Origin of the sequence: Streptomyces sp. NPDC006925, from assembly GCF_042869575.1 — a bacterium.
In the GTDB taxonomy this organism is placed as follows: domain Bacteria; phylum Actinomycetota; class Actinomycetes; order Streptomycetales; family Streptomycetaceae; genus Streptomyces.
Window position 1 is genome coordinate 239441 of record NZ_JBIAGB010000007.1, and the last position, 11926, is coordinate 251366.

The 11926-nt window shown below is 73.3% G+C and carries 10 protein-coding genes; 5 read left to right on the forward strand and 5 right to left on the reverse strand.

Going from position 1 to position 11926, the window contains the following annotated elements; all coding sequences use genetic code 11:
- Nucleotides 1-37: 37 nt before the first annotated feature.
- Nucleotides 38-1582 (reverse strand): alanine/glycine:cation symporter family protein, encoded by a 1545-nt coding sequence (locus tag ACFYNS_RS13085; protein ID WP_360295877.1) that lies wholly within the window; start codon nt 1580-1582, stop codon nt 38-40.
- Nucleotides 1583-2094: 512 nt separating this feature from the next.
- Between ACFYNS_RS13085 and ACFYNS_RS13090 the strand changes: the two genes are divergently transcribed.
- Both ACFYNS_RS13090 and ACFYNS_RS13095 read left to right on the forward strand, forming a co-directional pair.
- Nucleotides 2095-3003 (forward strand): universal stress protein, encoded by a 909-nt coding sequence (locus ACFYNS_RS13090; protein WP_360295874.1) that lies wholly within the window; start codon nt 2095-2097, stop codon nt 3001-3003.
- 267 nt (nt 3004-3270) lie between these two features.
- Nucleotides 3271-4476 carry a low temperature requirement protein A gene (locus tag ACFYNS_RS13095; RefSeq protein WP_360295872.1) on the forward strand — a complete coding sequence of 402 codons (1206 nt, stop codon included), beginning with the start codon at nt 3271-3273 and terminating at the stop codon, nt 4474-4476.
- Between the two features lie 130 nt (nt 4477-4606).
- On the opposite strand, the gene ACFYNS_RS13100 is transcribed toward ACFYNS_RS13095, so the two are convergent.
- Nucleotides 4607-5494 carry a universal stress protein gene (locus ACFYNS_RS13100; RefSeq protein ID WP_360295869.1) on the reverse strand — a complete coding sequence of 296 codons (888 nt, stop codon included), beginning with the start codon at nt 5492-5494 and terminating at the stop codon, nt 4607-4609.
- A gap of 320 nt (nt 5495-5814) precedes the next feature.
- Here ACFYNS_RS13100 and ACFYNS_RS13105 point away from each other — a divergent pair, with 320 nt between their 5' ends.
- Nucleotides 5815-6717 (forward strand): universal stress protein, encoded by a 903-nt coding sequence (locus ACFYNS_RS13105; RefSeq protein WP_360295866.1) that lies wholly within the window; start codon nt 5815-5817, stop codon nt 6715-6717.
- 129 nt (nt 6718-6846) lie between these two features.
- Here ACFYNS_RS13105 and ACFYNS_RS13110 read toward each other — a convergent pair whose 3' ends face one another.
- Nucleotides 6847-7536, reverse strand: coding sequence for a pyridoxamine 5'-phosphate oxidase family protein (locus ACFYNS_RS13110; RefSeq protein WP_360295864.1), 690 nt, complete (start codon nt 7534-7536; stop codon nt 6847-6849).
- A 193-nt stretch (nt 7537-7729) separates the two neighbouring features.
- Nucleotides 7730-9289, reverse strand: coding sequence for an SDR family oxidoreductase (locus ACFYNS_RS13115; RefSeq protein WP_388602604.1), 1560 nt, complete (start codon nt 9287-9289; stop codon nt 7730-7732).
- Between the two features lie 288 nt (nt 9290-9577).
- Between ACFYNS_RS13115 and ACFYNS_RS13120 the strand changes: the two genes are divergently transcribed.
- Both ACFYNS_RS13120 and ACFYNS_RS13125 read left to right on the forward strand, forming a co-directional pair.
- Nucleotides 9578-10162 carry a sigma-70 family RNA polymerase sigma factor gene (locus ACFYNS_RS13120; protein ID WP_360295858.1) on the forward strand — a complete coding sequence of 195 codons (585 nt, stop codon included), beginning with the start codon at nt 9578-9580 and terminating at the stop codon, nt 10160-10162.
- Nucleotides 10159-10923 (forward strand): anti-sigma factor, encoded by a 765-nt coding sequence (locus tag ACFYNS_RS13125; RefSeq protein ID WP_360295855.1) that lies wholly within the window; start codon nt 10159-10161, stop codon nt 10921-10923. The genes ACFYNS_RS13120 and ACFYNS_RS13125 overlap by 4 nt, the downstream gene beginning before the upstream one ends.
- A 181-nt stretch (nt 10924-11104) precedes the next feature.
- Here ACFYNS_RS13125 and ACFYNS_RS13130 read toward each other — a convergent pair whose 3' ends face one another.
- On the reverse strand, nt 11105-11926 hold the full coding sequence (locus tag ACFYNS_RS13130) for a DUF1295 domain-containing protein (protein ID WP_388602607.1): 822 nt from the start codon (nt 11924-11926) through the stop codon (nt 11105-11107).

The window sequence follows — 11926 nt, forward strand, 5'->3', positions numbered from 1 at the left end:
GTACCCGGACCCCTTCCGCGGTGGGTCGGTGTGACCGTCAGACGGTCGTGGTGACCGGGTCCTTGTCCTCGTCGGCGCCTCCGGAGCTGTCCGGTGCGCCGGCCTTGCGGTTGCGGATGTACTCCAGGAAGGAGTTCAGCTCCCGCTTGACTATCGGGGCGAGCAGGTAGAGGCCGATGATGTTGATGACGGCCAGCGAGAAGAGAACGGCGTCCGCCAGGTCGATCAGGGTCTGCAGAGTGAGCAGGGCGCCCGCGACGGCGAACAGCGTGTAGACGACCTTGAAGGACAGCTCACTGAGCTTGCTGCGGCCGAACAGGTAGGTCCACGCCTTGAGGCAGTAGTAGCCCCACGTCAGCACCGTCGAGACGGCGAACAGCATGACCGCGATGGTCAGGATGTACGGGAACCAGGGGAGCACGGTCTCGAAGGCGTCGGAGGTGATGGTGACGCCGCCGATGGACTCGTCCGTGCGGGCCTTGGTCCAGCTGTCGGGGCTGGCGATGACGATGGTGAGGGCCGTCATGGTGCACACGACCACGGTGTCGATGAAGGGCTCCAGCAGGGCGACCAGGCCCTCGCTGGCGGGGTGCTTGGTCTTCACCGCGGAGTGCGCGATCGGGGCGGAGCCCAGACCGGCCTCGTTGGAGAAGGCGGCCCGCTTGAAGCCGATGATCAGCGCACCGAGGATACCGCCGGCGACACCCTCCGGGTTGAAGGCGCCCTCGAAGATCGAGCCGATCGCGTCCGGGACGGCGGTGATGTTGGCCAGGATGACGATCAGGCACGCGACAATGTACATGGCCGCCATGGACGGAACCAGCCGGCTGGTGACGGTGGCGATGGAGCGGATGCCGCCGAGCAGCACGATGCCGACGACCGCGGCGATCAGGAGACCGAAGAACAGGGCACCGGCGGAGGAACCCAGCGCGCCGTCCTCGCCGCCCGAGACGGAGACGAGCTGCGCGTAGCTCTGGTTGACCTGGAAGAGGTTGCCGCCGAAGAGGCCGAAGAAGAGGATCATGGCCGAGGCCAGGACCGCCAGCACCCGGCCGAGGACCTTGCCGTTGCGGCCGAAGCGCTCGGTGAGTCCCTTGGGGAGGTAGTGCATCGGGCCGCCGGAGACGGTGCCGTCCGGGTGCACCTCACGGTACTTCACGCCGAGGGTGACCTCGACGAACTTCGTGGCCATGCCCAGCAGACCGCAGAGGACCATCCAGAAGGTGGCGCCGGGACCGCCGATGGAGACGGCGACGGCGACACCGGCGATGTTGCCGAGGCCGACGGTGCCGGATACCGCAGCGGTCAGCGCCTGGAAGTGGTTGACCTCGCCGTCCGACCCCTTTTCGTCGTACTTGCCTCTCACGACGTCGACCGCGAGCCGGAACTTGCGGATCTGGACGAGCCCGAACCAGGCGGAGAAGACGAGGCCGGCCACGACGAGCCAGGTGACGATGAGGGGCAGTTCCGTTCCGCCGACGGGGACGGAGTAGAAGACGATCTCACCCAGCTTGGTGGCGATGGGTTCGACGAAGTCGCTTACAGCCTTGTCGACGGAGTTGGTTATGGAATCGAGTGACACAGTGGTTACCACCTGTAGGGCGGGCCGACGCATGGGAGACTGCGCCGCGGTGAGCGGACATGGAGCAGAACGCCGTCGTCCGATCGGCGAGGGGAGGGAATCGGTCCGCGGACTCGGAACCGCGACCGCCCAGGTTGTGCTGTTGATACCGGTAGTCCGCAGAGCCGGCATGGGGTGGAGCCGGATACGGGATTGCGTTGTTCTAGCATGTTCATTGCGGATTCACACGTGATGTAAATCACATAACGGCGAGTAACTAATCAAAGTGCCTGGGCGCGTGACGTGACCGTTATCCGGACAGGTTCATCCTGTTATCGGGTGAACGCCGATTCAGGCGCGGCAATGTTCTCCCGCGGGGATACTCGCGGCCGCGTCCGCCTTCCCGCCGCTTTGGGCCGGAGGGGCCGCGGTGCGTGGGGCCGACGGGAACCGGCCCGGGACCTGCGGCCCCTGCCCGGCGCCCCGCCCGGCGCCGATGCTGGGAGCAGCACCCGCAACGAGAGGTGGACGCCATGTCCCGCAATGTGACCGTGGGCCTCGACGGCTCGCCCGAGAGCCGCGCCGCCGCCGAGTGGGCAGCCCGGGAGGCCGGGCTGCGCGGCCTGCCGCTGCGGCTCCTGCACGTACGGGAGCCCGCCCCGGCACCGCTCACGTACACGCCCCCCACAGCCGCTGCGGAGACGTTCCAGGACTGGGCCGACCGGATCCCCCGCGAGGCGGCCGACGGCATCCGGCTGCGCCACCCAGGGGTGGAGGTGGCCGTCGAGCTGCACGAGGGAGCGCCCGACGCGGTGCTGACCGCCGCCGCCAAGGACGCCGAACTGCTGGTGCTCGGTTCCCGCGGGCTCGGCGGGATCGGCGGATACCTGGTCGGTTCGGTGGGACTGGCCGTCGCCGCGCGGGTGGAGCGGCCGGTGGTCTTCGTGCGGGCCGGTGAGCAGGCCGCGGACGAGCACGCCATGGACCCCGCCGGAATCCCCTCCGCCGCGACCGGATTCCGCCCCGTCGTGCTCGGCCTCGACGCGGACAGCCCCAACGACGCGGTGCTCGCCTTCGCCTTCGAGGAGGCGGCCCGCCGCGCCGCCCCGTTGCGGGCCGTCCACGCCTGGAACCTGCCTCCGTACTACGTCTACGGCATGTCGGCGGTCCTCGGCCTGCACGAGGAGCTCGCCCGGCAGAAGGCCGCCGAGATCGCCGGGGCGCTGCGGCCGTGGTGCCAGAAGTACCCCGACGTGGAAGTCCGCGAGGAGTCCCGGATCGGCAGTCCCGCGGGCCACCTGGTGGAGGCGTCAGAGGACGGATCGCTGCTCGTCGTGGGCCGCCGCACGCGGCACGGCCGGATCGGCGCCCGCATCGGCTCGGTCACCCACGCCGTCCTGCACCACGCCGCCGTTCCCGTCGCCGTCGTCGCCCACGGCTGACGCCCCTCGGCTCCGTGCCCCGCCGCCGGACGGCTGCCGCGTGCGCGCCGTCGGCCGGGGCGGCGTGCCACCGAGGAGCCGCCGCCCCACCCGGGGCCGCCCCGCCGCGCCGCGGGCCCCCGTCTGCCGGACCGGCGGACCCGGCACGGGTTCCGGCCGGCCGGTGCGTCGCAGGGCCGCGCTCCGGGTACCTCCGGTTGGATCTGCTGTGGTCCTCCGCGGCGGCAGACCGCGGGTGGCGGACGAGCACCGGGCGGGAGGAGCAGGATGAGCACAGGCGGGAATCCCGGGGAGCGGACCGGAACCCTGCGGCGGGTGATGCGCGGACGGGACCCCGGTGAGGAGCACCGTGCCGCCACACCCCTGGAGCTGCTGTTCGACCTCACCTTCGTGGTGGCGGTCGCCCAGGCCGCCGCCGAGCTCCACCACGCCTGGGCCGAGGGGCATCTGGGGTCCGGACTCCTCGGGTACGCCGCCGTGTTCTTCGCGATCTGGTGGGCGTGGATGAACTTCACCTGGTTCGCCTCCGCCTACGACACCGACGACGTGCCCTATCGGTTGCTGACGCTGCTGCAGATGGCGGGCGCCCTGGTGCTGGCCGCCGGAGTGCCCGAGGCGTTCCAGGACGGCGATTTCGCGATTGTCGTGGTCGGCTACGTTCTGATGCGCCTCGCGATGATCGCCCAGTGGCTCCGGGCCGCCGCCGGGCATCCCGCAGGGCGCCGGAGCGCCCTTCGGTACGCGGCGGGTGTCGCCGTGGTGCAGTGCGGCTGGATCGCCCGGCTGTGGACCACGGGCGTATGGGCACCTGCCACCTTCGTCCTGCTGGTGGTGGCCGAACTGGCCGTACCCGCCTGGGCCGAGTCCCGGGGCCGGGCCACCACCTGGCACCCCGGGCACATCGCCGAACGGTACGGCCTGTTCACCATCATCGTGCTCGGCGAGGTCATCCTCGCCAGTCTCACAGCCGTCCAGTCCGCCGTCACCGACCACGGTCTGTCCGCCACCGTGCTGCTCATCGCCCTCGGCGGGCTGCTGCTGGTCTTCGCTCTGTGGTGGATCTACTTCACCGGCACCGACGCCGAACTGACCACGCTGCGCACCGCGCTGGTGTGGGGATACGGCCACTATGTGGTCTTCGCTGCGCTGGCAGCGGTGGGCGGCGGCCTGGAGGTCGCCCTGGACACGACCGAGCACCACGCGCACCTGACCGAGCAGGCCGCGGGGCTCGCGGTCGCCGTACCGGTGGTGATCGTGCTGCTCGTGCTGGGAGTGCTGCACCGGATGACCGGGACCGGAGCGGTCGGGCACGCCCTGCTGGTGGTGGCCGGTGCACTCGTGGTGCTGGGACTGGGCTTCAGCCCGCCGGTGTTCGGGATGGGCGCCGCCGTGTTCGGCATGGGGCTGGCCGTCGCCGCGACGCTCACCGCCAACCTGGTGGTCCTGCGGCGCCGGGCGGGCGAGCGGGGCTGAGGCGCGCGGACGGCGAACGCGACCGGCACCGGGCTGTGGGTGCGCCGCCCGGTGCGGGTTCCGTCCACCGGGCGGCGCGGTTGTGGCCGGGAGCCGCCGGGGCCGCACCGCGGACCCCGTCCACGCCGCCTCAGATGTGCGGGACCACCGCCACCGGCGGAGTGGCATGGTGCAGGGCGGCCTGGGTGACCGGGCCCAGTCGGGTGCCGAGCGCGGGCCGCTGCACACGTCGCCCGACCACCAGCAGGGACGCGTCGTCGGCCCGCTCGATCAGATGCCGCGCCGCGTTCCCCGGCGCCGCCTGCTCGTCCACTGTGACCTGCGGGTATTCCTCCCGCCACGGAAGCACCGCGGTCGAGAGCAGCTGATGTTCCCGCCGCCCCAGCTCCGAGCGCTGAGTCTGGTCGATCATCCGGGGGCCGTAGGTGAAGACCGCGGGCAGCTTCCACACGTGGACCGCGCGCAGGCCCGTACCCCGCAGCGCCGCGGCCTCGAAGGCGAACTGCAGGATCGCCCGGCTGGGTTTGACCAGATCGAGCCCGACCACGACCGGCCCCGGGGACGGGCCCTCCCGTGGGGTCCGGCTCTCCCGCACTTCCTCGTCCTGGAAGGACGCGCGTACCAGCACGACCGGGCACTCCGCCCGGGCGGTGACCTCCTGTCCGACCGAGCCCAGGAGGAAGCCGCTCGCCCTGCCCAGGGCCCGGGAGCCGAGCACCAGCAGCCGTGCCTCCTCCGTCAGCTCGACCAGCACATCGGCCGCCACCCCCGGCACGCTCAACTGCTCCACCCGCAGACCGGGGTGGTGCTCGGCCAGCCGCTGCGCCGCTTCCCGCGGAACCCGGGCGATCCACTCGTGCTCCTTGTCCGGGTCGGCGGCCGACGTGTGCGGCTGCCAGCGCCATACGTGGACCAGGCGGAGCCCCGCGCCCTGCCGCTCGGCCTCCAGCGCGGCCCAGTCGATCGCTGCCTGGCTCTCCGCAGACCCGTCGAAGCCCACTGCGATGGTGTCCGTCATGGATGACTCAGCCTCCGCCCTGCCGGATCGGCAATTGCGTACCTCCCTCATAAGGAGTGAACCCGCTGCCGCCGCCGCCCGCACGGTGTGCCCGCTGGGTGGCATGCCGGTGGCGCAACGTGGCCCCTCGGCGCCCGGGGCGCCGAGGGCGGCGCACAGGCGTGCACGCGCCGCGCGCGTCGCGTCCTGAGCCCTGAGCACGCTTCGACCGCGCCGGGCCTGCCCGTGCTCCGGCGTCGGTGGACAGCTCAGCGGGACCGCGCGAACCTGGAGAGGTCCGGTTATGCGGAGCACGGAGTTTTCCGGCCAGGGAGCGGAACATGGCCCATCTCGTCACGGCGGGTACCGACGGAACCCCGGAAAGCACAGCCGCGGTCCGCTGGGCGGCCCGCGAGGCGACAGCCCGTAACGCATCGCTCCAGCTCGTGCACGTGCAGGTCGCCGACAGCGCGCTGGACCAGCTCGTCGCCCCGGACGAGAGTGACGCGCCCCGCCGCCACACCGAGCAGGTCCTGCACGAGGCCACCGCCGAACTGTCGGACGGCTTCCCGGACCTCGCCGTCAGTACGAAGTCGGCGACGGGGGAACCGGCCCGGCTGCTCACCGAACTGTCCGAGACCTCGGATCTGCTGGTCATCGGATCGCGCGGACTGAGCACCCTGGGGGGCTATCTGGTCGGCTCCGTCGCTCTGCCCGCCGTCGCGCATGCGCAGTGCCCCGTCGTCCTCGTCCGGGCCCGTGCGGGAAGCCCGCAGGCGGACGAGGCGCCCGCAGGGGACGCGGCGCACGGCGCCGCGCGCCCTGTGGTGGCCGGCGTGGACCTGAGCCGCCCCTGCGACGAACTGCTGGACTTCGCCTTCGAGGCCGCGGGGCGCCGCGCGGCGCCGCTGGAGATCCGGCACGGCTGGGAGCCGCCCGCCTACTACGGTGCGCGCACCCTGCCCCGGGCGACCATGGCTCTGGACGAACTGCTGGCGGAACGCGCCGCCGCCGTCACCGCGAAGGTGCGGCCCTGGACCGAGAGACATCCCGACGTGGAGGTCGATGTCCGGGCGTTCCTCGAACAGCCGGCGGCGCTGCTGGTGAAGGCCGCCGAGAACGGTGCGCTGCTCGTGGTGGGACGACGGCGGCGCGCCTCCCGTTTCCGCCCCCATGTCGGATCCGTGGTGCACGCGGTGATGCACCACTCCCGCATCCCCGTCGCCGTCGTCCCGCACACGTGATCCACCGCCCGCCGGTCGCGCGGCAGGCCCCCGCGTACCCGCACGCACGTGCGCAGCGTACGAAGGTGCGGCTGCCCGTTCCTCCGGGGCGCCGGACCCGGCGTGCGGCGTTCGGGGGCCGTACCCGGCTCACCGGGTGCGGATCCGGCGCCCGGTCACCTCGCCGGGCAGCACGCGGATCCACAGCTCGCGCCGCCCGCCCGCCCACGGATCCGCGCCCGGCCGGGAGGCGAGGTCCTCGACTGTGCCGGGATCGGTGACGTGCCGGGCGGTCCCGGTGAGGAGGACGCTCCAACCGCTGCTGAGGCGCTCGTCCACCCGGTCGACCTCGAAGGCCACCTCGTCCCCGTCCGCCGCGGCCGCCGGTCCGTCCGCCTCGGTCCGGTAGACCACGGTGCGCCCGTCCGCCAGGAAGTTGACCGGCAGGATCACCGGCGCGGGCCCGTCGGTCAGGCCGACGCGGCCGACTCCGTGCGTGCCGAGCCGGCGCCAGCACTCGTCCTCCGGCATCCGGCTCAGCTGCGGGTGGGCAGCGGCCGGCCGTCGGCCCGGCCCGGGCTCCCGCGGGCCCTCCTTCAGCTCGTCGAAGGGGAGGTCAAGGACGGCGGCGAGGCGCATCAGGGCGGCCGGATCGAAGTCGTCGCTCAGGGACTCCAGCCGGTCGAGATAGGCCACGGACATGCCCGCACGGCGGGCCACCTCGTTCCGGGACAGGCCCAGCTGCTCGCGGCGCACGGCACAGCGGTTCGTGAACGAGTCCTGGTGCGGGCCCGCGGCGTCCGCGCCGCCACCACCCGACTCCGGCTCTTTGCTGTGCATCGTCCCCGACCTCCACCCCGCCGCCCGGCGCGGCGTGCCGTCTGCGTCTCGCGGCCCGCGAGCCGCCTGCTCCAGGTCAGCAGGGCGGCGCGAGTCGCGCCACCGGGGCGCCGCCGATCGGGGTCCCGTTCCCCTTCGCCTCCGCCTCCGGCCCCGGCGGTCCGCAGGCCCGGTCCGATCGGGCCGAAGGGGCCTACCGCCGACGGCGCCGGGAACGGTGGCGGCGACGGCGTGCGGCCTTCCGGCCGGCGGGCCGGTCCGCGGTGCCGTGCTCGGCGGCCCGGGCGATGTTGCGGGCCATGCCCTCGAAGAGCACGGTGTGGAACGGGGCGACACTCCACCAGTACAGGTGGCCCGCCAGGCCGTGCGGACGGAAGAGCGCGCGCTGCCGGTAGCGGGTACGGCCGTCCGCGGTCCGGTCGACGTACACCTCCAGCCAGGCCCGTCCGGGCAGCCGCATCTCGGCGCGCAGCCGCAGCAGCTCGCCCGGCCGGACCTCCTCCACCCGCCAGAAGTCCAGCGAGTCCCCGACCCGCAGCCGTCCCGGGTCGCGCCGGCCGCGGCGCAGCCCCACGCCGCCCTGCAGCCGGTCCAGCCAGCCGCGCGCAGCCCAGAGCGGGCCGAAGGAGTACCAGCCGTTCTCCCCGCCGATGCCCTCGACGACCCGCCACAGCGCGTCCGGAGAAGCGGACACCCGGCGCGCCCGCCGGTCGGTGTACAGGGTGCCGCCCGCCCAGTCGGGATCCGTGGGCAGCGGATCGCTGGGGGCGCCCGGTACGGACGCCGAGGACCAGCGGGTCGCCACGTCCTGGTCGCGGACCCGCCGCAACGACAACTCCACCGCGCGGGTGAACGGCAGCGGCTGCTGCGGCGGTCCGGGGAGGTACCGCACGATGTCGTTCTCGCGGCAGACGACCTCGTGACGCAGCGACTCGGCCAGTGGCCGTGCCACGGTGGGCGGCACGGGGGTGACCAGCCCGATCCAGTGGCTGGACAGGCCCGGGGTCAGTACCGGGACGGGAAGGATCAGCCTCCGGGGCAGCCGCGCCACGGACGCGTAGCGCAGCATCATGTCCCGGTAGGTCAGTACGTCCGGGCCGCCGATGTCGAAGGTGCGGTTGAGACCGGCCGGCAGTGCCGCGGCCGCGACCAGATACCGCAGCACGTCCCGTACGGCGATGGGCTGGATCCGGGTGCGCACCCAGCTCGGGGTGACCATCAGCGGCAGCCGCTCGGTGAGATACCGCAGCATCTCGAAGGAGGCCGAACCGGAGCCGATGATGACCGCGGCGCGCAGCACCGCGGTCGGCACGCCCGACTCCAGCAGGATGCGGCCGACCTCGGCGCGGGAGCGCAGATGCGGCGAGAGTCCCCGCTCCTCCACCCCGGCGGGTGCCAGCCCGCCGAGGTAGACGATGCGACGCACCCCGGCCCTCCGGGCCTCTTCGGCGAAGAGGCGGGCGGCCTTCCGGTCGGTCTCCTCGAAGCCGCTCCCGGTGCCGAGCGAGTGCACCAGGTAGTACGCGACGTCGACGCCGCGCAGCGCGGCCGCGGTCGGGTCGCGGTCCGTGAGGTCGCCGCCTACCACCTCGACGCGATCGGCCCAGGGATGGTCGCGCAGCTTCTCCGGCGACCGCGCCAGGCAGCGCACCGCGTATCCGGCCTCCAGCAGCTCGGGTACCAGCCGCCCCCCGATGTAGCCGGTCGCGCCCGTCACCAGGCACCGCCGCCCGTCCGCCCGCTGCTCCGCCATCCTGTGCCTCCACCTCGGCCGTCCCGCGATCCCCGCTCGCGGTACCCGCTGCGGCCCGCTTCCCCGCATCGTCCCGGTGACGGATACCCTCCGGAGCACGCGACACGTCTGCGGGGCATCGGCGGCCCGGTGCCCCCGACCGGTGCGGGCGCGGGCCAATCCGCGGGGCGTGCGGCTCCGAAGCAGCGGTGGAGCTGTCATGTCGGGAAGGGAAGATTGTGTCTCCTGTACGAGGCCGCGCACGCGGTGACCGTCCGGCCGGTCCGGAAGCGCCGGGGGTGAGTGCGGATGGATGAAGCCGCTGCCCTCGGGTCCCCCGCGGTGGGGCCCGTCGAGCTGGGTGCCCTGTTGGTCCAGGTGGCGCGAGGCGATCAGGACGCTTTCGCCGCCATGTACGAAAGAGTGGTCGGTCCGGTGTTCGGGCTCGTGCGGTCCGTCCTGCGCGACCCTTCGCAGTCGGAGGAGGTCACCCAGGAGGTGCTGGTGGAGGTGTGGCGGGTGGCCGCCCGGTTCGACCCGGCCAAGGGCACGGCGATGACCTGGGTGATGACGCTCGCCCACCGCCGCGCCGTCGACCGGGTGCGCTCCGAGCAGTCCGCGAGCGACCGGGAACTGCGGGCGGCGCAGCTCTCCGGCTCCCGCGACTACGACCACGTCGTCGAGCAGGTCGAGGCGCGGCTGGAGCGGGAGCAGGTGCGCCGCTGCCTGCGCACGCTCACCCAGATCCAGCGCCAGTCCGTGACACTGGCCTACTACAAGGGCCTGACCTACCGTGAGGTCGCCGAACTGCTCTCCCAGCCGCTCGGCACGGTCAAGACACGGTTGCGGGACGGCCTGATCCGGCTGCGGGACTGCCTGGGGGTGCAGGGATGAAGACCGCGGAACTGCACACCCTCACCGGCGCCTACGCACTGGACGCCGTCTCCGGGGACGAGCGCGAGGAGTTCGAGAAGCATCTGCGTGCCTGTTCCTTCTGCGCCCAGGAGGTCGCCGAGCTGCGGGCCACAGCAGCCCGGCTGGGCCAGGCCGTCTCCGAGCAGCCCCCCGCGGAACTGCGCGCACGGGTACTGCGCCGGATCGGCGAGGTGCGTCAGGAGTCGCCGGGAGGCCGGGCGGCGGAGGAGGACATCTCCGTCCGGGCGCCGCGCGGGCGGCGTCGGGCCTGGCACATCTGGGCACTCGCGGCATGCGTCGCGGCCGCGGGGGCGCTGGGCGGGGTCGCCGTGTGGCAGCACCAGGAGGCCCAGGACGCGCGGCAGCGCAGCGAGCGGGCCCAGGACCGTGCCGAGGCCCTCGCGCAGGTGCTGTCCGCCTCCGACGCGAAGGCCGTCTCCGGCGGCGAGCTGCCGGGCGGTGGCTCCGGCACCGTGGTCCTCTCGCAGTCGCAGAACCGGGCGGCCCTGGTGGTCTCCGGGATGCCGGCGCCGCCGAAGGGCAAGGTCTACCAACTGTGGCTGAGCGACGACGGCCGGATGCGTCCGGCGGGCCTGATGCATCCGGGCTCCGGCTCCGAAGCGGCCCTGCTCGAAGGGGGGCTCGACGGTGCCTCCGGCATGGGAGTCACCGTCGAGCCGGACGGGGGCTCCCCGCAGCCCACCTCCGAGCCGGTGATGCTGGTGGACTTCCCGACGTGATCCGCCGCGGGCCCGGGTCGCCGTGCGTGCTCTGCTCGCGGCACGGCGGCCCGCCCTCCGTCCTGCCCTGCGGGACGGAGGGTTTCGCACCCGCGCCCGTGGCATCGCGCTGTGCCACGGCCGCGGGCGGGAGCAGCCGTGTCCGCGCACCCCGCGCGCCGGCGTGGGGCAGCGAACGCGGTCAGCTCCTCCCGTCGGCCGTCCGCCGTGGCGGTCGGGGGATGAAGCCGCTGGTGCGCGCCGCGTAGGCGGCGTAGCCGGGGCGGTCGGCCATGTGCTGTTCCAGCAGGCGCTTTCCGCTGCCCACGGTCAGCAGCGCACTCATCAACAGCGGGGAGACGAGCACCGCGAGCGCCGTCGTGCCGTCGGTCACCGCCACGAGGTACAGCCCCCACCACACGCAGAAGTCCCCGAAGTAGTTCGGGTGCCGCGTCCACGACCACAGTCCCCGGTCCATGACGGTGCCCCGGTTCTCCGGCCGTGCGGTGAAGCGGGCGAGTTGGGCGTCCCCGACGGTTTCGAAGAACATCCCGACCAGCCACACCGCACACCCCGCCCAGGCGGTGGGACCGGGCGGGGTGTGCGCGTACTGGCCCGCCTGCACCGGGAGGGAGACCACCAGCACGAGCGCGCCCTGCAGCATGTAGACCTTGCGCAGCGCGTAGGCGTTCCGGCTGCCCGGCGCCTTGTCGAGCATGCGCGCGTAGCGCGGGTCCTCGCCCTTGCCCCGCCCCCTTCCGGCGATGTGCCCCGCCAGCCGCAGTCCCCACACCCCGGTGAGGGTGGTGACCAGCGCCCGGCGCGCCGGATCGCCCTCGCCCGCGGAGAACCCGCAGGTGGTGAGCGCCACCGACGCGAACGCCAGCCCCCAGGCGATGTCCACGATGCGGTGGACGCCCTTGCGGAGGGCGACGGCGAAGGTGAGCAGCATGACGGCGGCGACGGCGGCGGCCGTCGCCCACACGTCCCCGCCCAGCGCGGACCAGTCGGTGCCGCCAGTCAT

Excerpts from the sequence above, each read along its gene's own strand:
- ACFYNS_RS13090 (WP_360295874.1), top strand. The coding sequence starts at position 2,095 with ATGTCCCGCAATGTGACCGTGGGCCTCGACGGCTCGCCCGAGAGCCGC.
- ACFYNS_RS13115 (WP_388602604.1), bottom strand. The coding sequence starts at position 9,289 with ATGGCGGAGCAGCGGGCGGACGGGCGGCGGTGCCTGGTGACGGGCGCG.
- ACFYNS_RS13100 (WP_360295869.1), bottom strand. The coding sequence starts at position 5,494 with ATGACGGACACCATCGCAGTGGGCTTCGACGGGTCTGCGGAGAGCCAG.
- ACFYNS_RS13125 (WP_360295855.1), top strand. The coding sequence starts at position 10,159 with ATGAAGACCGCGGAACTGCACACCCTCACCGGCGCCTACGCACTGGAC.
- ACFYNS_RS13130 (WP_388602607.1), bottom strand. The coding sequence starts at position 11,926 with ATGACTGGCGGCACCGACTGGTCCGCGCTGGGCGGGGACGTGTGGGCG.
- ACFYNS_RS13095 (WP_360295872.1), top strand. The coding sequence starts at position 3,271 with ATGAGCACAGGCGGGAATCCCGGGGAGCGGACCGGAACCCTGCGGCGG.
- ACFYNS_RS13105 (WP_360295866.1), top strand. The coding sequence starts at position 5,815 with ATGGCCCATCTCGTCACGGCGGGTACCGACGGAACCCCGGAAAGCACA.
- ACFYNS_RS13120 (WP_360295858.1), top strand. The coding sequence starts at position 9,578 with ATGGATGAAGCCGCTGCCCTCGGGTCCCCCGCGGTGGGGCCCGTCGAG.
- ACFYNS_RS13110 (WP_360295864.1), bottom strand. The coding sequence starts at position 7,536 with ATGCACAGCAAAGAGCCGGAGTCGGGTGGTGGCGGCGCGGACGCCGCG.